This window comes from Alkaliflexus imshenetskii DSM 15055 (assembly GCF_000517065.1).
In the GTDB taxonomy this organism is placed as follows: Bacteria; Bacteroidota; Bacteroidia; order Bacteroidales; family Marinilabiliaceae; genus Alkaliflexus; species Alkaliflexus imshenetskii.
Genome location: NZ_KI912105.1, coordinates 2,299,687 through 2,323,717, shown reverse-complemented (window position 1 = coordinate 2,323,717; position 24,031 = coordinate 2,299,687). Strand labels below are relative to the sequence as shown.

Below are 24,031 nucleotides of genomic sequence, written 5' to 3'. Positions count from 1 at the left end.
ATCGCATAAAAGAACCTATTAGCCCCGTACCGTTGATCTATCAGGTATGGGGCTTTTGTTTGCTGCAGGCAGATGATTTGTTATCTTTGATTCTGAAAACACTCCCATTGATATGAACGATCGTTTCGACAATGAAGACCTGAAACAGGCACTTGAGGTGCTAAAACAGGGTGGCATTATCCTCTATCCTACCGACACGGTTTGGGGTATAGGCTGTGACGCCACCAATATTGCTGCGGTAGAAAAAATCATTGAGCTTAAAAAGCGGGATGCCGGCAAAGGGATGATTGTGATTACAGACCAGCCCGGGCGTATTCCACAGTATGTTAAGGCGATTCCTGAATTGGCATGGGATCTCATCGAATTGGCAGAGAAACCACTTACCTTAATCTACCCTGACGGGAAAAACCTGGCAGCAAACGTGTTGGCACACGATGGCAGTATCGGCATCCGGGTCACCAATGAGCTGTTTTCAAAAACTTTGTGCACACGATTCAAAACACCTATTGTAGCCACATCAGCCAATTTAAGTGGGAAAAAGACACCTCGTAGTTTTATTGAGATAGAGCCTGCGATAGTGGAACAAGTGGATTATGTTGTGAAATTCAGACAAGATGATTCAAAGCATTATATCGCATCAGGCATCATGCGGTTGGGACTGCATGGCGAATTTGAACTCATCAGGCAATAAACAGAATCAATTTACAAACCATGGAGTTTAAGATAGAGGACTTTAAACACATTACGCCGGTGCAAATCCGCTTTAACGATGTGGATGCTTTGGGACATGTGAACAATGCCGTGGCTCAGGAGTACTTTGACCTTGGCCGTTCAGGATATTTGCGTGACTCGCTTGGCACCCTTTTAGGTAAAGACGGACAACATTTGGTTATTGTGTCGTTCAAAACAGACTTTCACAGGCAAATAATGCCAGACGACGCCATTGAAGTACTAACCTGCGTATATAAGTTGGGAAATAAAAGCCTGCGCATGATACAATGGATTGTAAAAATGGGTGATGCGTTCCCGCTTGTGTCCAGCGACTCTGTGATGGCGGGCTTTTATATACCGGATGAATCCGGAATGGTTCTTCCGGATGAATGGCGAAACAGATTTAACCAGATGGAGGACGGGCGACTTACTCCAGAAATAAATCGATGAGACCTTCGGGCGTATCAAGCTGTATTTCATTCTTTTCACCATCCATCGACACAATAAAATCTTCGTTGAAAGGAATAAGAACCTCTTTGCCTTTGTATTCAAGCTCAAGCAAAGGGTTGTTGTGAATGGCGTGCACAGCAACTATCTTGCCCAGTGTGCCGTGGTTAATATCGGTAACAAGAAATCCGATAAGGGCATTTAGTCCGGGGGATTCGTCATCGGCCAATTGCCCCAGAGCATCTGGTTCAATATAAACCTCGCATCCCTGAAGCGTCCGTGCCATCTCCTCAGCGTCAACCATATCGATACCAACGAGCAAGTCCATCTCATTTTTAAAGCGCAAAGAGGTAACTTCAAAGGGCACCAGGCCACCTTGCAGTTCCACAAAAATGAAATCTGGTTCCGGCTCATATCCTGACCATTCGGGCGACAGACGAAGCACTATCTCACCGGCCACGCCGTGAGGTTTAGCAAATGAACCTATTTTTAGCAAGTTGGCTTTTGTTATCATAACTAAAGTAAAAGTACAAAAAAACCCGCCTGAACAAACAAGCGGGCTCTATTTTTTGATTGAAGCGTTTCTGACTGTAATTATTCAGCCTGTGGCTCTTCAGCAGCGCTTTCATCGGCAGCTTCATCAGCAGCCTCTTCAGCAGAGGCAGTTGCAGCTTCAGCAGCCATTTCAGAGTTCTTCTTAGCGATTTTGGCAGCACGCTCAGCATTTACTTTAGCCTCTTCGGCAAGTCTTTCCTGAGATGTTTTAGCTTTTTCGCCAGCCAGACGATCTTTCTTGGCTTGAACCTTGCTTTCTTTCTCCTCGCTCCATTTCTCGAAACGACGATCAGCTTCAGCTTCGTCAAAAGCACCTTTTTTCACACCCTCAAGCAAGTGTTTCTTCATGAGAACACCTTTGTAGCTGAGGATTGCACGGGCTGTATCGGTAGGTTGAGCACCATTTGAAAGCCATGTTAAGGCTTTATCAACATCAAGGTTAATAGTAGCAGGATTCGTGTTGGGATTGTAAGAACCAATCCTTTCAATGTACCTGCCATCTCGTGGCGCCCTGCTGTCAGCTACCACAATGTGGTAGTAAGCATACCTTTTGCGTCCGTGTCTTGCTAATCTAATTTTTACGGGCATGTTAAAACAATTTCAATTAATTCAACCTACATTTTAGCGCGGCAAAGATAATGCTTTTTATTTCATTTAAAAAGATTTCCACTCAAATTTAAACTGGTAATGAGCTATTTTTCTGCCAGAGAAGTCTGGTATATTCTGGATGATTCGCCCCAGGGGTGATACCCTGTACCGATATAGGAGAAGCCATACTTCTCGTAGAAACCCACATGGTCGGTGCACAGATAAAGATGGGAAAATCCGCCCAAACGAGCATCTTCGCGGGCCTTATTTAGCAATAGTGCTCCATAGTGATTGCCACGATGAGCCGGCTCAATATAGAGTGCCACTACCCAGGGATATAAATCCATCCGGCTTATGAAATCATTGGTAACCAATCCGGCACACCCGATGGTGTCACCGCCACTCATTAAAAGATACCATTGAGGCAATGGACTTGGAGAAGAAATGCAGTGTGTGATACAATCATCATACACCATTAAACTGTTTTCGCTGGCCCATTTGGATTGAAAATACTTTATGAAAACATCCTTATATTCAGGCTGCTCTCTGACAGAAATTATACGCATAAGTTTTAGAGTTGAGGGTTGATAGTTGATAGTTGATAGTTGAGGGATAGGGGTTAAAATGATAAGGGCTTCATACGAGTTGTATTGCTATGACAATTACCTGATTTTTACATTTTCAAAAACGAGATAAACAAAAGACTTTAATGCATTGATATGAATCACACGGGATTCAATTATTTCATATCCTTGCTGGTGACATAGTTTCACCAATGACGCTTCATCCACTTCAGCAGCTATTGATGAAAGACGCTCCAGAGAATGGTATTTTGTTTTTGTGACGAAACTACTTCCGTTACTTCTTTGAACAATCAGCGCTAGCTTTCCCTTAACTGAAAGCATATTAAACATCGCTTTCAGGGCGTTTTCAGGGTTAACGTACTCCAAAACCAATGCGCACAACACCAGATCGGCATTCACAGCCATTAAGCTTAAAGATTCTATGCTTTGACATACGAGCCGCAAATCAGAAATAGTACCTGAAAAACGGGTGTTCAGCTCATCCAAATACTCCCGATTGATATCAATGGCATAAACTGTTGTGGTAATTTCGTTATTCACATGTTCAAGTCCATTTCCGGTGGTGCATCCTACCAGCACAAAACAGGCAGGCTTATAATCCTGCAGAGCATCCCTGATGAGATTGTTAAGGATTAAAGTCTGTCCAACCTCAGACATGTGATTCTCGTAATCGCTAAAGGGAATATTGAGCCAGGGATTTGTCATAAAACTCGAAGTAAAACATGCGACTGATAGATTTTTCTGCAAAAACAACAAGATGGCTCACCGGTGTTAATTTACCCAATGAGAATGCATCTGCCAATAGTGCTAAAGAACATCTCCAAAGATAACCAAAAGCACCAATGTCAATCTGCAACCGACAAATACTATTCTATCAACTCAATAACACATAAACAACAATTGATTACGCAAAATATCTTCAACTATTCCTCAGATGCATCCAAGGATTATCCCAAATAACATCAAACATTCGATTATTTGGCTCATTCATAAAAACAGAAATATTTACAATCAAAAAAAACATTTGACTAACCTGTTGGTAAAATACGCTCACAACCTTATATTATCATATCTAAAAATTATTAAATTTGCCTCAATTTATGTTAACAGCCATTCAAGCATAGCTAAAATGCTCAACAATAAATCAAACCAATCATGAAAGAATCCATCCACCGGGAAATTACGCCACTAAAGGACGATGACTGCTTCCTGATTTTCGACAGGCAGCGCGGCCTCTTCACCTATCCCATTCATTTTCATCCCGAGTATGAAATTAACTTCATATCAAATGCCCAAGGAGCAAGGCGTGTGGTAGGCGATCATTTTGAGGAGATAAAAGAATTGGAACTGGTGATGGTAGGGCCAAATCTTTATCATGGTTGGGAAAACTATAAAAATGACGGCAGATCGTTGCTGCATGAAATTACGCTTCAGTTTCCAAGGGACATCTTTGATGGCCCTATTTTGGAAAAGAACCTGCTGAAGCCCGTTCGCGACATGCTCACCAATGCCAACAGAGGGATTCTATTCTCGCATGACACAGCAAAAATGGCCTATGGCAGACTGGAATCCATAAGTCGCAAAAGGGGATTTGATTCGTTTCTGGAATTTCAATCGCTGCTATATGACTTATCCATTTCGAGAGGCCAACGATTGCTTACCAATATTTCATTTCAACGAAACAACGACTTCCACAACAGCGAACGTATCGAAAAAATATACAACTACATACGCGCCAACTTCAACAAAAAAATTATGTTGGAAGAGGCCGCTGACTTACTAAATATGTCGGTTGTCTCATTTAGTCGTTTGATAAAACAACGTACCGGCAAGTCGTTTGTGGAGTTTGTTAACGAGATACGTTTGGGATACGCTACGCGCATGCTTATAGAAACAGGTAAGAGCGTTTCTGAGATATGCTATGAATGTGGCTTTAACAACATATCAAACTTTAACCGCACCTTTAAAAAGAAGCAGGATTGCACGCCATCAGAATTCAGACTAAACTTCAATGGGGTGAAAAATGTATTTTAATACGCCCCAAAGTATTTAGAGCGAAATGTCGTTCAGTTTTTCAAGGTACTCTTCACGGTCTAGCTCGCCTTTTGCATATCGCTCTCGCAATATATCGTGAGCCGTTTTATATCCGTCGGTTTCAGACTCATGAAGTACTTGTTTTACTTTTCGGGCCGATGCGGCACCTAGAACTGCCAGCAAAGGCAAGGCAATCAGCCATCCCCATCCCACATGCCATGGGCCGGTTTTTCCGTTTTTAATGTCACTATCCATAACTTTAGTATTTAAAATAAATATTGATGCCCAACTTTAAACTTTCCAATTAAACTGCGGAATGAAAGAGGAGGTAAAATGAAACTCCGCAACATCAATATACTCTATTGATTACTTCAGATGCAACTGATGTAAAATCCTTGAAATTAAATCAATGTTCACATCCGAATTCATGCAACCTAAAAGTTAGCACAAAAACGGGAAAAAGTAAAGGTTGGAAAAAGTAATTCCCTATCCGAAAAACATGTAAGCAATAAATATGGCGGCAACGATTCCGGCAAAATCGGCAATAAGCCCACAAGTAAGGGCGTGGCGGGTTCTGCGAATGCCTACAGAACCAAAATAGACGGCAATAATATAAAATGTGGTATCTGTAGCACCCTGCACCGTTGAAGCCAGTCTGCCAACAAACGAGTCGGCACCATAGCTATTCATGGCATCTATCATCATACCGCGTGCGCCACTTCCACTCAGAGGCTTCATGAGTGCCGTTGGCAAAGCACCCACAAACTCTGTGTCATAGCCCAACCAGGCAATAAACAGCCTCACCCCATCGATAATAACATCCATGGCACCGGAAGCACGGAACACGCCAATGCCCACAAGTATGGCAATGAGGTATGGGATAATTTTCACAGCGATGAAAAAGCCTTCCTTACCTCCTTCGATAAATGCCTCGTACACATTCACTTTACGAAGCACAGCACGAACAATAAAAAGAATGATAAAGGAGAAAAGTATGAGATTGGCCAGCAGCAGAGAGACCACGCGCATTTGGTCACGATCCAGTTGGGAAAGTCCCCACATCATGCCGCCCACCATCAGCGTCATGCCGCCCAGATAGGCCATAATCACAGGATCGAGTAAACGTATGCGTTGCACAATGGAGACCGAGATGACACCAGCCATGGTAGAGAAAAAAGTGGCCAGCAGAATTGGCAAAAAAATATCTGCCGGGTTGGCGGCTCCCATTTCGGCTCTATAAACCATTATGGAAATGGGTATGATGGTTAATCCTGACGTATTGAGCACCATAAACATAATTTGTGCATCCGAAGCCGTATCCTTTGACGGGTTCACCGTCTGCATCTCCTTCATGGCCTTCAGGCCCATTGGTGTAGCGGCATTGTCGAGTCCCAGCATATTCGCCGCCAGATTCATCATCATAGAACCATAAGCAGGGTGATTTTTAGGGAGTGATGGAAAGAGACGACTGAAGAATGGCCCTATGAGGCGTGACATAATACTCACCATGCCACCCTGCTCAGCAATTTTCATGAAACCCAGCCAAAGCGTGAGTACGCCGGTTAACCCGAGCGATATATTAAATCCGGTACGTGCATATTCAAAAGTGGCGTTCACCAGTTCGGAAAACACCTCCATATCCTGAAAAAAAATGAGGCGCAACAACGCCACCACAAAGGCGATAACAAAAAATGCTATCCAGATATAATTTAAAGCCATACGTACCTCCTTAAGTGTTCAGACTAAAATCAGGAAAATATGAGAAAGGATTACACCTTATCCGTTGGTTTTTTATATTTATCGTGAGGCGCACCAAACTCTTTGCAACGTATCTCTTCAACAGGCACCACCCAAATTTTTACGTTGCGTACGGCCGGATCACTATACTGAAACTCCTTATCGGAATATTGACGCATAATGATGTTAAGCGCTTCACGTTTTGCTTCCATCTCCTCCACAAAATGCACTTTGCCAAAAGCCACGACGCTTTTGGATTTCATACGGTAACTGCATGCCACTTCGGGATGTTGAAACGCCAGTTCGTGGTCGATGCTGAAAGTTACGCAAATATTGGCATTCTGATCCAAACAATCGATTATGCGGCCCGTGGGCGCACTGTGCAGATAGATTGTGCCGTTGAGATATCCAAAATTCATAGGTACCACATAAGGTGTGTTCTCAGGTGTTACAACGCCCACAAAACAGACGTCGGCCCGTTTAATGACATCCTCAATAATGGTCTGATCGTTATGAAAAACTGTCTTCATTTTAAATTCTGTTTTGCTAAATCTATATAATTGTTCTCTCGCCCTGCTTCTGAGAGATAATTCTGAATACGTTCTGAAGGGCTGTCATCTCGCGGATAAGAGAAATCACTTTGTCGTTGTCTTTTTGCTCTTCAGCCTCTTTGAGTTGTACACGTATCTGTTCCATACGCAGCTTCACCAGTTTCCATTTTAACTCAGTAACTACGCGAGGCACCAACGTTTCGAGCATCTCCTCATCCTTACGAACACCTCCATAGCGGTTATGAATTTTGCTTAGAATGTACTCGCGGGCAATTAAATTCGACGCCAACTGGCTGATTTCGGGGTCGGGATGACTCACAAAAAAACGTTGCGCTTTGAATGCCGGAGTTTTCATCTGCTCTTCATAAAGCGAGAGCATACGATTGTAAAGCGGATTTTGGCTCTCCAGTTCATCTTGTCGCATCTCGTGTACGATATATTCGCCGGCGCTCATCAAAACTTTATCTACACCAACTTCAACCTCGCCAAGCGGATAGTCGCCATATTTCAGGAGAAAGCGTAACACTTCACGCTCTTCCCTATCGAGTGGATTCGCCGGTTGAGTGAGAATAGGCAAAGGCATCTCAGGGGTTTGAACCAGAGCAGGCGTTTCCCTGTTTTGAAGGAAAGTACGCCCGGCATCGCGCTCCTGTTTTTTCTTTATAAACTTGCCCATTTCAAGATAGAGAGCCGGCTCTTCCACCTTCATGAGCGAGCTGCACTCACGCACATAAACTGAACGCACAATCCCATCCGGAATAACGGAAATGGTTCGCACTATATCCTGAATAAGCTGGGCGCGTTTTATGGGGTCGTTTTTACTCTCTTCGAGCAGCAGCGAAGTTTTAAACTTTATAAAGTCGGTTTCGTTGGCAGCAATATACTCGAGTAACTTATCTCCGCCCAATTTCTTAGCAAACGAGTCGGGATCCTCCCCATCGGGCAGTAACAGTACTTTTACGTTCATCCCCTCCTCCAACACGAGGTCAATTCCGCGCAATGAAGCCTTTATACCCGCCTGGTCGCCATCGTAAATAATCGTGATGTTGGGAGAAAAACGGGCCATGAGCCTTATCTGATCCACGGTAAGCGCTGTGCCCGATGAAGCCACCACATTGGAGATGCCGGCCTGATGAAACGAAAGCACATCGGTGTAACCTTCGACCAGGTAGGTACGATCCTGGCGTACCATCTCCTGCCGGGCTTGATAAATGCCGTAGAGAATTTTGCTTTTGTGGTAAATCTCCGACTCAGGGGAGTTGAGATACTTCGCCGTTTTGGCGTCGGTTTTTAGAATGCGGCCTCCAAAAGCAATGATACGCCCCGACAAGCTGTGTATGGGAAAGATAACCCTTCCCCTGAATCTGTCGGCTTTGTAATCGTCGCGCACCACGGTGAGCCCCGTCTTCTCCAGAAAATCTATCTTATAACCATTAATTTGAGCCTCACGAGTAAAGGCATCGCGGTTGTCGGGCGAATACCCCAATTGAAATTTACGGATGATGTCATCACGAAAACCACGCTGACGAAAATATCCTAGTCCAACAGACTGGCCCTCATCCGTTTCGAAAAGTGTTTTAGCAAAAAACCTTGACGCATAATCGGTAACGACCAACATACTTTCGCGTTCATTTTGCTGCACCAACTCTTCGGGCGTGCGCTCCTTCTCCTCAATGTGGATATGAAATTTACGCCCTAAAGTACGAATAGCCTCCACGAACGACACCTGCTCATGATCCATAAGAAAATTCACGGCGTTGCCACCCTTACCACATCCAAAGCACTTGTAAATTCCCTTATGAGGCGAAACGATGAACGATGGCGTTTTCTCATTATGAAAAGGACAATTACCAATGTAGTTTATCCCCCTCTTTTTGAGATGGACAAACTCGGAAATCACATCTGTGATTTGCCCCTGGGCAGTCTCCATAATGCGGTCAACGGTGGCCTGATCAATCATTTTTTAGTGTCGATTATGACTTTCAAAGATAGGGAATAGATGTGAAGTTGGCAGGGAAAGCAACAGGAGAATTTTATTTACACGGGATGATGATACATTGCGCTATGAAGTATAACTCATATTCAACCACGAGAAAAAGAGCAAACGTCTATTTCGGTATTGACATTACCCATTGAGCGCAAAAAGATGCCAACCATGATGCGTTCACAACAGTTTCAAAGCGGGATATAAAACCTCGTATGCACACTTTTAAGTTTTTTTCACACCCGGCGCCAACACACTTAAACCCAGTACTTAAAAATGGAACGCATTGATTGAAACCACTTTACATTTCCCGCCAATGACAAAAAACCTTGCCCCTAAGCTTTTATTTTGCTATTTTTGAAAGGAAGATGGGTAATTAGGCCCTATTTTTTTCCACACAGACCGATGTCAGTCCATTGACATCTCTCAATTTGCAAAAGATCATTCTGGCGTTAAGAATTTTCTGTAACGCGTTCTGCATCTGAGTATATATAATTATTTACATACATAAAATAATACTGCCTATGAAGTATCAGATTTATACTGCACGGAATTACCGTCAGATTGCCCAAATTGACAAAATCAGTAAGGAAGATCAACGGACTATTGATGTTGTGGCTCACGTGCTGCCTTTCAAAACCAACAACTATGTGACCGATGAATTAATTGACTGGAATAACTATAAAAACGACCCGATTTTTATTCTCAACTTTCCACAAAAAGGGATGTTGAATCCTGAGCATTTCAACCGCATTGCCATGTTGGTAGATTCTGGTGCAGATACCAACATAATTAAAGAAGAAGCCAACAAAATAAGGCACCAACTAAATCCCCACCCTGCAGGACAGGCACACAACCTGCCAGTTTTGCGTGGCGAAAAACTCACCGGTGCCCAGCATAAGTATAACGAAACCATGCTGTTTTTTCCATCACAGGGACAAACCTGTCACGCCTACTGTACTTTCTGCTTCAGATGGCCGCAATTTACAGGTATGGATAACCTTAAGTTCGCAATGAAAGAGGTAGATGCCATTGTGGATTACCTGCGCGAACATCCCGAAATTTCGGATTTGCTCATAACCGGAGGCGACCCGATGGTGATGAGCGCCAATGTACTCGATACCTACATAAGCAAAATATTAGATGCAGACATTCCTCACCTGCAAAACATTAGAATCGGTTCCAAATCACTGGCTTTTTGGCCATATCGCTACTTGACCGACCCCGACGCAGACGACCTGCTTCGTGTTTTTGAAAAGGTAACAGCATCGGGGCGTACGTTGGCATTCATGGCCCATTTTAACCATCCAACGGAGTTGAGCACACCGGCTGTTAAGGATGCCGTGAAACGTATTCGGGCTACTGGAGCACAGATTCGCACTCAGTCGCCTCTTCTCAATCACATCAATGCTTCATCCATGGTTTGGTCGGAGATGTGGAAAAAACAGGTACAGATGGGTATGATACCCTACTACATGTTTATTGCCCGCGACACAGGTGCGCAAGAGTACTTTGGTGTGTCACTCAACCGCGCATGGGATATATTTCGCCGTGCCTACACAAAAGTAAGTGGAATTGCACGCACAGTTAGAGGCCCCAGCATGTCGTGCACGCCCGGTAAAGTAAGGGTTTCAGGTGTTACCGAAATAAATGGCGAAAAAGTGTTTGCGCTGGAATTCATTCAGGGTAGAAACAGCGATTGGGTTAACCGGCCATTCTTCGCCAAATATGATCCCAACGCGCTTTGGATGGATGATTTAAAACCAGCCTTTGGCAAAAAGGAGTTCTTTTTTGAGGAGGAGCTTGCTGAAATGCTACTGGATTAAAAAGACTGATATTTTGATATTTATACACAAAAACAGATGGACAGGACAATTTACTCCCATCTGAACTCGAATATAAAAGGAGCATCCGGGCAGGGTTGCTCCTTTTACTTTTGGATAAAAGACTTCGTCAATTTGTATCTCAGCAGCACAAAAAACGTTTGATGCAAATATCAAAAACAGATAATTGCAATCATTATCTCAGCAAAACGACAATCAGTTACCCATGTAGGTCGGTAAAATCAGGTTAAAGTTTTATTTTTACGCTCGAAAAAAGAGATCGATGAGCAGAAATGCCATAATTAAACTGGTGGCCAAAATCGCATTAAGCGGTGGAGCGCTCTATTATGTATTTTCACATATAAACCTAAAGGAAATAGGTGAGCAGGTGCAAACAGCCAGCATCTTATTACTTGTTGCAGCCCTATTGGTTTATGCAGTGTCGCAAGTGGCGGCAGCGGCGAGGTTACTAAATCTTTTCAGGCAAGTGCCCATTGCAATTGGGCATCGACAAAATCTGAAGCTATACTGGCTCGGATTGTTTTATAATCTCTTTCTACCAGGTGGGGTAGGCGGAGATGGCTTCAAGGTGTATCTCATTGGCAAATATCTTAAAACAGAACTAAAAAAGGTCATAGGTGCCATCCTCTCAGATAGGGTTAGTGGTCTGTCGGTTATTGTGATGATGCTTTTGGCGTTTGCTCCCTATATCGACTATGCCATCCCCTACAAATCATGGCTATGGCTTGGCATTCCTCTGGTTGCATTTGCGTTTTTTCTATTCCTGCACATCTTCAACCGCCGCTTGCGAATTGCCTTTTTCCCGGTACTTGGCTGGGCATTTCTGGTACAAGGTCTTCAAATGGCATCAGCCATCCTCATCTTAAAATCACTTGGTGTTGAAATGAATGGATTGTATGACGACTATCTGTTTCTATTCTTTCTTTCGGCCATTGCAGGATCGGTGCCAATTACGCTGGGAGGGATTGGTGCCCGCGAAGTGGTTTTTATGTGGGGCGCTCTCTATCTGGGTGTGGATGAAAACTCGGCAGTAGCACTCAGTCTGCTATTTTACGTAGCATCGGCCATTACCGCCCTTCCGGGGATAGTTTTTACCGTGAAACCGGCGACCATCATCGTTAAAGAGTAACTACAAAAGATACTGTACATAAACGTTTGACAGCCATGAACCAGATCCGCATCCACTGCTTTATGCATGTTCATTTTGAAGGGCCTGGATATATCAAAACCTGGGCAGAACAACACGGCCATCAGATCAGATACACCCATTTATATGCAAACGATGAGTTACCGGCGGTTTCAACGTTTGATTGGCTCATTGTGATGGGTGGTCCTATGGGTGTGTATGATCAGCAGCAATATCCCTGGCTTACCAAAGAGTTAGAAGCTATTAAAGAGGCGATACATACCGGCAAAACCGTAATCGGAATATGTCTTGGCTCCCAGCTTATTGCCAGCGCACTGGGCGCAAATGTTTATCCTAACCGGGCGAAGGAGATAGGATGGTTTCCGGTATTAAAAACAGAAAGCGGGAAAAAGCACAGGATTTTAAACGGCATCCCAGACCAGTTCACCACATTTCACTGGCATGGCGACACATTTGATCTGCCTGATGAAGCCACACATCTGTTGGAAACCGCTGCTTGTTCAAACCAGGCATTTTTATACAGAGAAAGAGTCCTGGGATTGCAATTTCATTTAGAAGTTACGCCCCAAACTATTTCAGAGATGACAAAAGAAGGCGCACACGAACTTATTGAAGACCAACACATCCAAACGGCAGAGAAAATAACAGCAGAGGCTAACCGTTATGAAGAATCCAATACCTGGCTGACGCAAATTCTCAACTATCTGGTTTCAAAATAAAACATGCACAAAAGAGATTGGATGAAGAAACTTATAGGGGCATGGTTTTCAGATGATGCCTGCAAACCAAAGTGAGTACATTGCCTATTGCGGCCGCTACAATTATTAAGAGACTGTTTAAAATTTGTATAACAGCTGCTTAAAAGATTTTTAGATATTTATACTGATAGACACGAAAAAACAGAGAATAAGATAAATCCAATCATCTTTCTCAACTATTTTATCTAAAACCTAACACTCATTGCATCATTATCATATTTTACAATCTCAAATTAAACGGTTACTAAATTGCAACTACCTTAAAAATCATCCTCCATTAAAAGAAGGTTTTTCAAAGCATTGGCAATCTCGTCTGACTTAAAACCGCGTGATGCAGCATAGCGCATAAGAGCGGCTTTGCGTTTATAGGGATCATCCTGTTTTAGTTGACGATTTTTGGTTTTTAACAACTGCTGCAAATTGTTGCTATACTCCTCGTCGGGAATGGATGCAAGCGCCTCATTAATAACCTCATCACTTATTGATTTTAGCCGTAGCTGCCAACGAATTTTATCCTTTCCCCATTTATTGAACCGATATTTGTCACGCACATAGAAACCGGCATATCGGGCATCATCAATAAACTTTTCAGAAATAAGCCGGGCAACAACTTTTTCGGCATCTGCATGGGGCATTTCCCACTTGAGAAGTTTCTTTCGGATATCGGATGCACACATTTCCTGCCTGGCGCAGAGCGACGCAATTTTACCAAAAGCTTTTTCCACATCCATCATCGCACCACCACCGTTTTAACATTGACAAATTCGCGCAATCCATAAATAGCCAACTCCCGGCCATAGCCACTCTCACGCACGCCACCAAAGGGCAAGCGCGGATCAGACCGCACAAAATCATTTACAAAACAACAGCCGGCTTCGAGTTCAAATTCTGCGATGTATTGCCCCTTTTCAACGTCACGTGTAAAGATTGCGGCGCCAAGACCAAACGATGAATCATTTGCTGTGCAGATGGCCTCCTCCTGATTGGCCACACGGATGAGCGCTGCCACGGGACCAAAAAGTTCCTCATGATAGGCAGGCATACCGGGCTTTACATCGCCAAGCACCGTTGCAGGATAATAGGATGTTGGATAGTCTTCAGAGTTGGCACCTAAAAGCAGTTTGGCTCCTTTTCCAATGCTGTTATTCACCTGCATTTCAAGATCCAAACGCAGGTTGTTTCTGGCCAATGGCCCCAGATCCGTAAGGTCGTCCATAGGGTCGCCTAAAACAGCTGCATTCATCTTTTCAATAATCAACCCGGCAAAATCGTCGTAAACCGATGTGTCCACAATAAAGCGCTTGGCCGAAATGCAACTCTGCCCGGCATTGAGCAGCCGGGCTTTTGCGCAAGCCGTGGCAGCCAGTTCCAGGTCTGCATCAGCCAAAATGATATATGGGTCACTACCTCCAAGCTCAAGAACAGTCTTCTTGAGGCTCCTACCGGCCTGTTGCGCCACCGAACGACCCGCAGGTGTACTTCCGGTAAAGGTAATAGCTTGTATACGCCGGTCGGATATAACATTGTCAACCTTTCGGCTCGATATCAAAAGCGTTTGAAAAGTTCTAAAAGGGAAACCTGCCTCAGCAAATATCTGTCCGATGGCAAGAGCACAAGCCGGTACGTTGGATGCATGTTTCAGCAGAACAGTGTTTCCGGCTAACAGGGCAGGCACCGAAAAGCGAAACACCTGCCAGAAAGGAAAATTCCATGGCATGATGGCCAGTACAGGCCCTAATGGTTGAAAGGAGATATAGGAGGCCGAAGCCTCAGTAGGAATTGATTCGTTGGCGAGGAAGCGCTCACCATTTTCAGCGTAGTAACGACAAAGCCATGCACACTTCTCTATTTCAGCTCTCGACTCGCGAATGGGCTTGCCCATCTCAAGTGAAATGGTAAAGGCCAACCCTTCTGATTTTTCAATAAGTTTATGAGCCAACGCTTCGATAAGGGTGATGCGACGCTGAACAGATGTTTTCCGCCACTGATGAAAGGCCGCAAGGGAATGATCCAGGGCTTGATCAATGTCATCCCATTGAAATTCGTCGTACTCCCGAATTATCTCACCACTGGCGGGATTTATGGATTTCAGTATCATTGTGCGAAATATGATGAATTAAAAGAAGCTTAAAACCTCTAAAGAATTAAAGATACCGAATTTGATGGTAAAAAACGGTCAGAAGCAACTAATATACCTCTGATGCCACCCTGCGAACACTCTCAGTTGCCATCAAAGTATAGAAATGAAGCAAGTTGCATCCATTCTTGAGCAACTCCCTGGCTTGCATTGTCGTCCACTCCACCCCAACCTGCATTACATCAGCATCCGATTTACACTTTCGTATCTCATTGGCAAATGCTTCGGGTATATCCACATGAAATATCTTTGGCAGCACAGTTAACTGGTTCATCAGGGTGATGGGTTTGAGTCCTGGTACAATAGGAACTGTAATACCCACAGCACGGCATTTTCTCACAAACTCAAAATACTTCTCATTGTCGAAGAACATTTGAGTAACGATATACTCAGCTCCAGCCTCAACTTTCTTTTTAAGCCAATAAACGTCTGAATCAAGATTGGGCGCCTCCTCATGTTTTTCAGGATAACCGGCCACTCCAAAACTAAATGGGGTATCAAATGCATCGGCCTGAGTAGAATCAAGAAAAATACCTTTGTTCAGATTGTTAACTTGATTTATCAAATCCAGTGCATACGCATTGCCCTCATCCTGAGGCTTAAAAAACTTATCGCGCTGTGAATTATCACCCCTGAGAAGCAACAAATCGTGAATGCCCAAAAAGTTAAGGTCGATAAGTGCATATTCGGTTTCACTGCGGGTAAAGCCACTGCATATTATGTGAGGAATAACTTTTATGCCATACTTATGCTGAATAGAAGCCGCTACTGCCACCGTACCCGGACGCTTGCGCGTTACTTTTCGCTCAAAAAGGCCATTGTCCACATTTCTGAAAATAACCTCATCGCGATGCGAGGTAATATTGATGAAAAGAGGATTAAACTCTTTGAGTGTGTCGATGGTAGAAAACACCCTTTTGATGCTGTTGCCCTTTAGAGGAGGCAACAATTCGAGGGAAAAACCGGGTTGTTTGAGGTCACGGATGAGTTGGGCTGCTGTAGGCATATTAGTACTTCAAAAAAGATGAACAATTAAAATTACCATTAATAAGCTAAGTTGGTAGGAATCCATTTCTCCGTCTCCTCCACGGAGAAACCTTTGCGCTTGGCAAGATCCTCAACCTGATCGCGCTGAATTTTTCCCACTCCAAAATAGATGGCTTCAGGATGAGCCAGATAAATACCGCTTACAGATGCATTTGGATACATACTGAAATGCTCCGTGAGGGTTATTCCGGCCGTTTTCTCAGCTTCAAGAAGGTCAAACAAGGAGCGTTTCTCACTGTGGTCGGGGCATGCCGGATAGCCAAGTGCAGGTCTGATGCCCCGGTAGCGCTCGCGAATCAGGTCAGCCTGGTTAAAGGTTTCGTTTGGCGCATAACCCCAAAACTCACGTCTTACGCGGAAGTGCATCAATTCGGCAAACGCCTCGGCCAGACGGTCGGCCAATGCTTTTAAAAGGATGGCGCTATAGTCGTCGTCATCCTTTTCAAACTTTTCAATCCACGGCTCTATGCCATAACCGGCCGTCACAGCAAATGCGCCAATGTGATCACGCAGCCCGCTGCCAATTGGAGCCACAAAATCCGAGAGACAGTAGTAATTCTCCTTGCCGGTTTTCTCTTGTTGTTCACGGATGTGGTGCATTTTGCAAAGCTCCTTGTTCTGATTTGATGGATCATAAACCACCATGTCGTCGCCACTGGCGTTGGCCGGAAAAATTCCGAACACGCCGCGAGCTGTCAGCATTTTATCACGTTGGATACGTTCGAGCATATTTTGCGCATCGCGCCACAACTTAACCGCTTCATGTGCTTTGGCTCTACCATCTTCAGAGGTAAATCGGCTCAGCCACTCATTCTCCGATTTTGTATCGGTGATGCTTTCGATGCCATCATAGCTGCCGGTAAGGCGCCACGCATGGAAAAAGAAAGTCCAGTCGATGAACGGTATTATCTCATTGATGGGGTAATCATCGAACACCTTGAGACCAGTCATTGACGGCACCGGCAATTCAGTATTGGCCCAATCAATCAGGTATCTCTTTTCGCGAGCTTCGGCTATTGGCAGAAATCTGCGCTCCTTCTTATTGCTGTTGGCTTCGCGCAAACGCGCATATTCAGCCTTTACCTGGGCCGAGAAAGTATCCCTGTCGCGTGCCGACATGAGCGCTCCAACTACCTGCGCACTTTTTGATGCATCCTTCACATGTACCACTGCTCCCGAATACACAGGATCAATCTTTACAGCAGTGTGTACCGACGAAGTGGTAGCTCCGCCTATTAAAAGGGGCTTCTCTATTTTGCGGCGTTCCATCTCTTTGGCTACGTTTACCATCTCTTCGAGCGAAGGCGTAATAAGACCGCTTAATCCGATGATATCCATATCTTTATCAACAGCCTCCTGCAGAATTTTTTCAGTAGGCACCATCACACCCAAATCAATTACTTCATAATTGTTACATGCCAGAATTACCCCTACAATGTTCTTTCCGATATCGTGCACATCTCCTTTCACCGTTGCCATTAGTATCCGACCCGCTTTTGAAGGTACCCCGCCGGCAGCTTTCTTCTCCTCTTCGATAAAAGGTTGCAGCCAGGCCACCGCCTTTTTCATCACCCTGGCGGTTTTAACCACCTGTGGGAGAAACATCTTTCCGGCACCGAACAGGTCACCCACGATGTTCATTCCATCCATCAATGGCTGTTCGATGATGTCGATGGCAAAAGGATAGGCTTTGCGTGCTTCGGCCAAATCCTCTTCAATGTAATCTGCTATACCTTTAATGAGGCTGTGGTGCAGGCGTTTTTCCAATGGCTCATTGCGCCAGGCATCACGACTTTCGTTTACAGCCTCTCCTGTCCGTGCTTTATATGACTCAGCCTTCTCGATTAATCTTTCAGTGGCATCGGGTCGCCGGTTAAGCACCACATCCTCCACCAGACGCAACAATTCCGGTTCAATTTCGTCATAAATCTGAAGCATACCGGGATTCACGATGCCCATATCCATCCCTGCCTGTATGGCATAATAGAGAAAAACAGAGTGAATGGCCTCACGTACGGTGTCATTGCCGCGAAAAGAGAACGATAGGTTACTAACCCCACCGCTCACACGGGCATAAGGCAGGTTGTTTTTTATCCAGCGAGTGGCTTCAATAAAGTCCACCCCATAGTTGTTGTGCTCCTCAATACCAGTGGCTATTGCCAGCACATTGGGGTCGAAGATGATATCTTGTGGCGGGAATCCAATTTTTTGAGTCAGGAGATTGTAGGCACGTTGGCAAATCTCAATGCGACGGTTAAAAGTATCGGCCTGTCCCTTTTCATCAAAAGCCATCACCACAACTGCAGCACCATACTCTTTAACTCTGGCAGCCTGCTGTAAAAAGGGCTCCTCTCCCTCTTTCAAACTAATGGAGTTTACCACACTCTTACCTTGCAGGCATTTCAGCCCGGCTTCGAGTACCTCCCACCGCGACGAATCCACCATCACCGGAAGACGCGCAATCTCAGGCTCTGCAGCCATGAGGTTTAGGAATGTCACCATCTCTTTTTTGGCATCGAGCATGGCATCATCCATATTCACATCAATGATTTGAGCACCACCTTCGACCTGATCGCGCGCCACAGAGAGAGCCTCTTCATAAAGTTCATCGCGAATAAGGCGGGCAAACTTTTTGGAACCCGCCACATTGGTTCGTTCTCCAATGTTTACAAAGTTGGTATTTTCCTGTACCACCAATGGCTCCAAACCGCTCAACCGGAGCGTGGGAACAATTGTTGGCGGCACATGTGGGGTGCCATCCTTGAGCAACGCAGCAAATGCGGCAATATGTGCTGGAGTGGTACCGCAACATCCACCCACAATATTCACCAATCCGTTTTTGAGGTAATCAAATATCTGCGGAGCCATCTCCTGCGGTGTTTCATCATACTCCCCAAACTGGTTTGGCAAGCCTGCATTGGGATACGCACTTATGCGAAAAGGCGTTTTGCGACCAAGCTCATCCACATAAATACGCAAATCAGATGCGCCAAATGAGCAGTTAAGGCCAATCGAGAAGAGAGGCATGTGCGATACCGAAACAATAAATGCTTCAAGCGTTTGACCTGATAGAGTCCGCCCACTGGCATCGGCAACGGTAACAGATACCATCACCGGAAAATCGCCCAAACTTCGCTTCTCCAGTTCCCGATAGATACCAAAAAGAGCAGCCTTGGCGTTTAATGTATCAAAGATGGTTTCGAGCAAAAGCAGGTCAACACCACCATCGAGCAAGCCAGCAACTTGCTGCGCATATACCTCCACCAAATCGTCGAACGTAACAGCTCTGTAACCAGGGTTGTTTACATCGGGAGAGAGTGATGCTGTTTTGTTGGTAGGACCTAAAGCTCCGGCAACAAAGCGAGGCTTTTCGGGCGTTGAGAATCTGGCAACGGCCTCTGCTGCCAAACGGGCTGACTCAAAATTGAGTTCATATACCAGCGATTCCATCAGGTAATCGGCCTGGGAAATGGAGTTGGCGTTAAAAGTGTTGGTCTCAATGATATCAGAACCCGCTTCCAAATACTGTTCATGTATGGCTGAAATTATATCGGGTCGGGTTATCGATAACAAATCGTTGTTACCTTGAACCGGTGAGGGATGGTTTGCAAACCGCTCGCCTCTAAAATCCTGCTCGGTGAGTTTATATTGCTGAATAAGACTCCCCATAGCCCCATCCAGCAAAAGGATACGTTTTTCTGCCGCTTCTCTAAGTAAATCCGTTCTGGTCATTCGCTAAGATAGATAAAAAGTATGCTGCGCCTGTCAGGTTGTTTCAGGGCGAGCGATTGTGTTAAACAGTGGCAACTAGGTCACAACAAAATCATGACATAAGTCACAAAGATACGGACTAAAAAGGATTAAACAATCCTTTTGTTCGATGATGATCTATTGAAACCGCGCCAGATACTCCTTAGGTGTAACCCCCAATTTGGCTTTAAAAAACCTGTTGAAATTTGATAAATTATTAAACCCGCACTCAAAACAGACATGCGAGACAGTGTATGAGTTGTCTTGCAACAACTTACAAGCATAGTTAATGCGCATCTCATTGATGTACTCTACAGGTGTTTTGCCCGTTTTTGCTTTAAAATATCGGCTAAAGGCTGACGCATTCATCCCAAAACGGTTGGCAAGGTCGGGCAAAGTGATACGGTTTGTGTAATTTACATTGAGATAATTCAGCACTTTATTTAGCCTGAAATCATTCACGCTGGGCGGATTTTGACTGTAATCGGGTGTGGCGAGGGTACGAAAAGCCTTGGTAGAAGCCATACGATCCAAAATAGAGAGCAAGGCCATTAGCCGCTCAAAACCCTTAAGATGATATATTTGCTTCAAATCCTCACCGATTGATTCACTAAAGGTGGGCGCAAAATGGATTCCCAAAGCTGACCGGTTAAGCAACTCCTTAATATGCGACATTTCCGGATAGTTGTTAATGGCCTTCTCCATAAAATCAGTTGCAAACTGAACCACAACAGCATTCACACGCATTTGGTCGTTACCCGAATAAAACACCTCATCATTCTTCCAATAGTGGGGTACCTGACTGCCTACCATAACCAAATCACCCTCAGTGAAAGGCTCCATACTATCGGCCACAAATCGCGTCCCAAAACTGCGGATTACATAAACAATTTCCATTTCGTGGTGAAAGTGCCATGGAAATGTAAAGTGAGGAAAATCATTCCACTTCACGCGAATAGGGCTTCCTCCGGGGATTAGCACCTGCTCGTGCATAATGCTTTGTAATGCTTTAACCATAGACGGAAATTAATGGGCAAAAATTATACATGCAGCAGCAAAATTAATATTTGTCTTTAAATTGCCAAGTATTTAACTTTGTAGTTTCCAAAATACAACAGATTAACCTGTTCTACCCTTTCCAACAAAATCAGTATACATTTTTCATTTAATACAACAAAAGCTCAATGAATCAATCAATGTTTGATATCAGCGGAAGAGTGGCCATCGTAACCGGTGGTGGTGGCGTATTGGGCAGCAGCATATCCAAAAGTTTGCTGCAAGCAGGCGTAAAAGTTATCATTCTCGATATTCGTCAGGAAGCCCTTGACAGCCGAATTGCCGAGCTTAAAGAATTTGGTGAGGTGGCTGGTCTGGTTTGCAATGTGCTGGACATGGATAGCCTGCGCTCAGTTCGTGAGCAGGCCCTATCCAAATGGGGACAAATAGACATCCTGGTAAATGCGGCCGGAGGCAACATGCCTGGCGCCACCCTTACCGAAGAACAAACCATCTTCGACATGAAAGTTGAAGACTTTAACAAGGTAACTAACCTAAACCTCAACGGGACCGTGTATCCGTCTATCGTTTTTGGTGAAGCCATGGCCAAACAAGGCAAAGGCAGCATCATCAATGTGTCGTCAATGGCCACCTACTCGGCCATTACGCGGGTCCCGGGCTACTCCGTTGCCAAAACAGGTGTTAACATATTTACCCAATGGTTAGCCATGGAGCTGGCAATGAAGTTTGACGAAAAAATTCGAGTAAATGCCATTGCGCCGGGATTTTTTATTGGCGACCAAAATAGGGCTGTGCTTATTAATCCCGATGGCAGCTATACCGAACGCAGCAAGAAAGTAATTGCCAAAACGCCGATGAAACGTTTCGGTGACATAACCGAGCTAAACGGAATTGTACAGTTCCTGTGCAGCGATGCAGCCAGTTTTATCACCGGCACCATCATTCCTGTTGATGGCGGTTTCAGCGCTTTCAGCGGAGTTTAGCCGCGCTTGGCATCGCAAAAAGATGAGAATAAATGGCGGCCATTCGATTGTTGAAACGATTTAAAACAGATTAAAGATGGCATTAGAAAAAACATGGCGCTGGTTTGGCTTAAAAGATTCGGTAAAACTATCGGATCTGAAGCAGATGGGCATTGAAGGGGTGGTAACCGCGTTGCATCACATTCCCAATGGCGAAGTTTGGCCCGTTGAGGAAATTATGAAAGTTAAAAACGCCATCGAAGCGCATGGTATGCGTTGGAGCGTAGTAGAGAGTCTGCCTGTATCAGAAGGCATCAAAACAAAATCGCCTGACAGACCCAGACTTATCCGTAACTACCAGGAATCATTAAGAAATTTAGGCAAATGCGGCATTGACACCGTCTGTTACAATTTCATGCCTGTGCTCGATTGGGTGCGAACAGACTTACACTACACGCTGCCATCGGGTGGCGAAGTAATGTATTTTGATTTTCCTACGTTTGTAGCTTTTGATGCTTTTATACTGAAACGTCCGGGAGCAGAAAATGACTATCCCGCCGACATTGTGGCGTTAGCCCGTGAAAAACACGCATCGATGACCCAAGAGGAGGCAGAAAAACTTGCCCATAACATTATTGTAGTTACGCAGGGCTTTATTGATGGCGTGGTGGACGGCTCAACACCGGATTACAAAAAAGTATTCCTGAAATTTATTGATACCTACAAAGAGATTGACAGAGACCGGTTGCGCCAACATCTGGCTGATTTCCTTCGTGATGTGGTTCCTGTTGCCGAAGAGAGCGGTGTAAATCTGTGCATACATCCCGACGACCCACCATTTCCGGTACTGGGATTGCCAAGAATTGTAAGCACCAAAGAGGATTTTGAGTGGATAATTCAACAGGTTGACTCCATATCCAATGGTCTTACTTTTTGCACCGGCTCATTGTCGGTGAGAAGTAGCGACAAGCTGGTTGACATTGTGAAATCGGTTGGCCACCGCATCCATTTCTTACATCTGCGCAACAACGTGCTTTTGCCAGATGGCTGCTTCCATGAGTATGGCCACATACATGGAGTTGTTGATATGTATGCGGTTATGAAAGCATTACTTGAAGAGCAACAACGCCGTGTTAAAGAGGGACGCAAAGATTTAAGAATGCCAGTACGTCCTGATCATGGCATAAAAATGCTTGACGATTACGCTCGGGAAGCCAATCCCGGATACCCGTTGATAGGCCGTCTTAAAGGTCTGGCCGAACTGGCAGGTCTGGAAATGGGTATTGAGCGATCCATGAAGGATCAACAAAACTGATTCGCGCTTTTTTTCATAGAGGTTTGGTGATAAGAAAGGGATGCCTTAAGTGGTGTTCCTTTCTTTCTTTTGCGTGAGTAAAATAAACATCAGAGATATTATTTCACTACCCATTATGAAAAAGGCAGCATGAACCGAATCCATGCTGCCGAAAAAACATCATAATACAAATCACACACAATCAAACAGATGCGCGCTAATCCTGATTGGCCGGCTCAGCAATCTTCTCTAGTTCTTGCTGTAGGTCGGCCACTTGCTTCCTTCTCTCTTCAACAATCACACGCATCCTATCCACCCGCTCCTGAGCCTGTCGAATTTTTTCACTTCTTTCATGTTCCTCTTCCACTGAAATCTCACCTCGCTCCCGTTGCTGCCTTACCCTCTCTTTGGCAGCCTGAATTCTCTCTTCGTTGGTGCCAATCTGTTTTGTTTGTGACTCAAGCCGCTCATTAAAAACCACTTTTCTTTCCTCAGCAATTTTTTTGGCTTCAGCAGCACGTTGTTGTCCGAACTCGCGCCCCGAAAGTTCACCTTTATTTTGAGCGTTGCCCCGCACTTGTTCTGCTTTCTGGCTATCATTTCCAGCGGCATCCTTTGCTTTCCCTCTACCTTGTGCCTCCTCCGTTGTGTCTGAAGATTGAAGCTCTTTTACATCCTCAATTAACTCAGAAACCTCACTTTCAGCTGCTTGCTTCTTTGAATCAATCCGCTCTTTTGCCTGCTCAGGCAGATTTTGATTCCTTTGGTTTGCTCTGCCGGGTGCCTGGGCAAAAACAGACGATGCACAAAAAACGAGTGCAATAATTACTATTACATTATTTTTCATCTCTGGAAAATTTTAAGTTTAAAGCCTAATCTAACTT

The 24,031-nt window shown here is 44.6% G+C and carries 22 protein-coding genes; 8 read left to right on the top strand and 14 right to left on the bottom strand.

Annotated elements, in window-relative coordinates; genetic code table 11:
• The first annotated feature begins 112 nt into the window (after window positions 1-112).
• Together ALKIM_RS0109705 and ALKIM_RS19295 are read left to right on the top strand one after the other, a co-directional pair.
• Complete coding sequence (locus tag ALKIM_RS0109705) at window positions 113-691, top strand: L-threonylcarbamoyladenylate synthase (protein WP_026474466.1); 579 nt, start codon at window positions 113-115, stop codon at window positions 689-691.
• A gap of 20 nt (window positions 692-711) precedes the next feature.
• Window positions 712-1,161 carry an acyl-CoA thioesterase gene (locus ALKIM_RS19295; RefSeq protein ID WP_052345512.1) on the top strand — a complete coding sequence of 150 codons (450 nt, stop codon included), beginning with the start codon at window positions 712-714 and terminating at the stop codon, window positions 1,159-1,161.
• Here the strand turns inward: ALKIM_RS19295 and rimM are convergent.
• From rimM to ALKIM_RS19290, 4 genes are all read right to left on the bottom strand, one after another.
• Window positions 1,139-1,672, bottom strand: a complete 534-nt coding sequence (gene rimM, locus ALKIM_RS0109695) for a ribosome maturation factor RimM (protein ID WP_026474465.1) — start codon at window positions 1,670-1,672, stop codon at window positions 1,139-1,141. The genes ALKIM_RS19295 and rimM overlap by 23 nt on opposite strands.
• 80 nt (window positions 1,673-1,752) lie before the next feature.
• On the bottom strand, window positions 1,753-2,301 hold the full coding sequence (locus ALKIM_RS0109690) for a 30S ribosomal protein S16 (protein ID WP_026474464.1): 549 nt from the start codon (window positions 2,299-2,301) through the stop codon (window positions 1,753-1,755).
• A 104-nt stretch (window positions 2,302-2,405) separates the two neighbouring features.
• A complete protein-coding gene (locus ALKIM_RS0109685) occupies window positions 2,406-2,867 on the bottom strand; it encodes a GNAT family N-acetyltransferase (protein WP_026474463.1) in 462 nt (153 codons plus the stop codon).
• Between the two features lie 96 nt (window positions 2,868-2,963).
• Window positions 2,964-3,590 (bottom strand): class I SAM-dependent methyltransferase, encoded by a 627-nt coding sequence (locus ALKIM_RS19290; protein ID WP_052345511.1) that lies wholly within the window; start codon window positions 3,588-3,590, stop codon window positions 2,964-2,966.
• Window positions 3,591-4,040: 450 nt separating this feature from the next.
• Here ALKIM_RS19290 and ALKIM_RS0109670 point away from each other — a divergent pair, with 450 nt between their 5' ends.
• Entirely contained in the window at window positions 4,041-4,919 is an 879-nt protein-coding gene (locus tag ALKIM_RS0109670) for an AraC family transcriptional regulator (RefSeq protein WP_026474461.1), read from the top strand.
• A gap of 15 nt (window positions 4,920-4,934) precedes the next feature.
• On the opposite strand, the gene ALKIM_RS0109665 is transcribed toward ALKIM_RS0109670, so the two are convergent.
• From ALKIM_RS0109665 to dnaG, 4 genes are all read right to left on the bottom strand, one after another.
• Window positions 4,935-5,174 (bottom strand): SHOCT domain-containing protein, encoded by a 240-nt coding sequence (locus ALKIM_RS0109665; RefSeq protein WP_044117867.1) that lies wholly within the window; start codon window positions 5,172-5,174, stop codon window positions 4,935-4,937.
• A gap of 231 nt (window positions 5,175-5,405) precedes the next feature.
• Complete coding sequence (locus tag ALKIM_RS0109660; protein WP_026474459.1) at window positions 5,406-6,638, bottom strand: nucleoside recognition domain-containing protein; 1,233 nt, start codon at window positions 6,636-6,638, stop codon at window positions 5,406-5,408.
• Window positions 6,639-6,688: 50 nt separating this feature from the next.
• Window positions 6,689-7,186 carry a pyridoxamine 5'-phosphate oxidase family protein gene (locus ALKIM_RS0109655; RefSeq protein ID WP_026474458.1) on the bottom strand — a complete coding sequence of 166 codons (498 nt, stop codon included), beginning with the start codon at window positions 7,184-7,186 and terminating at the stop codon, window positions 6,689-6,691.
• Window positions 7,187-7,208: 22 nt separating this feature from the next.
• Window positions 7,209-9,167, bottom strand: coding sequence for a DNA primase (dnaG, locus tag ALKIM_RS0109650; RefSeq protein ID WP_026474457.1), 1,959 nt, complete (start codon window positions 9,165-9,167; stop codon window positions 7,209-7,211).
• A gap of 548 nt (window positions 9,168-9,715) precedes the next feature.
• On the opposite strand from dnaG, the gene ALKIM_RS0109645 reads away from it, so the two are divergent.
• The 3 genes from ALKIM_RS0109645 (at window position 9,716) to ALKIM_RS0109635 (ending at window position 12,901) form a co-directional block, all read left to right on the top strand.
• Window positions 9,716-11,017: a KamA family radical SAM protein gene (locus ALKIM_RS0109645; RefSeq protein WP_026474456.1), complete on the top strand. Its 1,302-nt coding sequence runs from the start codon at window positions 9,716-9,718 to the stop codon at window positions 11,015-11,017.
• A gap of 280 nt (window positions 11,018-11,297) precedes the next feature.
• Window positions 11,298-12,164, top strand: a complete 867-nt coding sequence (locus ALKIM_RS18190) for a lysylphosphatidylglycerol synthase transmembrane domain-containing protein (protein ID WP_044117866.1) — start codon at window positions 11,298-11,300, stop codon at window positions 12,162-12,164.
• A 35-nt stretch (window positions 12,165-12,199) separates the two neighbouring features.
• Window positions 12,200-12,901: a type 1 glutamine amidotransferase gene (locus ALKIM_RS0109635; protein ID WP_218916695.1), complete on the top strand. Its 702-nt coding sequence runs from the start codon at window positions 12,200-12,202 to the stop codon at window positions 12,899-12,901.
• 299 nt (window positions 12,902-13,200) lie between these two features.
• Here the strand turns inward: ALKIM_RS0109635 and ALKIM_RS0109630 are convergent, their stop codons facing one another.
• From ALKIM_RS0109630 to ALKIM_RS0109610, 5 genes are all read right to left on the bottom strand, one after another.
• Entirely contained in the window at window positions 13,201-13,674 is a 474-nt protein-coding gene (locus tag ALKIM_RS0109630) for a regulatory protein RecX (RefSeq protein WP_044117865.1), read from the bottom strand.
• The gene (locus ALKIM_RS0109625; RefSeq protein ID WP_026474453.1) at window positions 13,671-15,038 is read right to left on the bottom strand and encodes an NAD-dependent succinate-semialdehyde dehydrogenase; all 1,368 of its coding nucleotides are present in this window, start codon (window positions 15,036-15,038) and stop codon (window positions 13,671-13,673) included. Before ALKIM_RS0109625 ends, ALKIM_RS0109630 begins: the two co-directional genes overlap by 4 nt.
• 88 nt (window positions 15,039-15,126) lie before the next feature.
• On the bottom strand, window positions 15,127-16,083 hold the full coding sequence (locus ALKIM_RS0109620; RefSeq protein WP_026474452.1) for a methylenetetrahydrofolate reductase: 957 nt from the start codon (window positions 16,081-16,083) through the stop codon (window positions 15,127-15,129).
• Between the two features lie 38 nt (window positions 16,084-16,121).
• Window positions 16,122-19,856, bottom strand: coding sequence for a methionine synthase (gene metH / locus ALKIM_RS0109615; protein ID WP_026474451.1), 3,735 nt, complete (start codon window positions 19,854-19,856; stop codon window positions 16,122-16,124).
• A gap of 156 nt (window positions 19,857-20,012) precedes the next feature.
• A complete protein-coding gene (locus ALKIM_RS0109610; protein ID WP_026474450.1) occupies window positions 20,013-20,891 on the bottom strand; it encodes an AraC family transcriptional regulator in 879 nt (292 codons plus the stop codon).
• 167 nt (window positions 20,892-21,058) lie between these two features.
• Here ALKIM_RS0109610 and ALKIM_RS0109605 point away from each other — a divergent pair, with 167 nt between their 5' ends.
• Complete coding sequence (locus ALKIM_RS0109605) at window positions 21,059-21,874, top strand: SDR family oxidoreductase (protein ID WP_026474449.1); 816 nt, start codon at window positions 21,059-21,061, stop codon at window positions 21,872-21,874.
• 76 nt (window positions 21,875-21,950) lie between these two features.
• On the top strand, window positions 21,951-23,168 hold the full coding sequence (gene uxuA / locus ALKIM_RS0109600) for a mannonate dehydratase (protein WP_026474448.1): 1,218 nt from the start codon (window positions 21,951-21,953) through the stop codon (window positions 23,166-23,168).
• 196 nt (window positions 23,169-23,364) lie between these two features.
• Here uxuA and ALKIM_RS0109595 read toward each other — a convergent pair whose 3' ends face one another.
• Window positions 23,365-23,994, bottom strand: a complete 630-nt coding sequence (locus ALKIM_RS0109595) for a hypothetical protein (RefSeq protein WP_026474447.1) — start codon at window positions 23,992-23,994, stop codon at window positions 23,365-23,367.
• Window positions 23,995-24,031 lie beyond the last annotated feature (37 nt).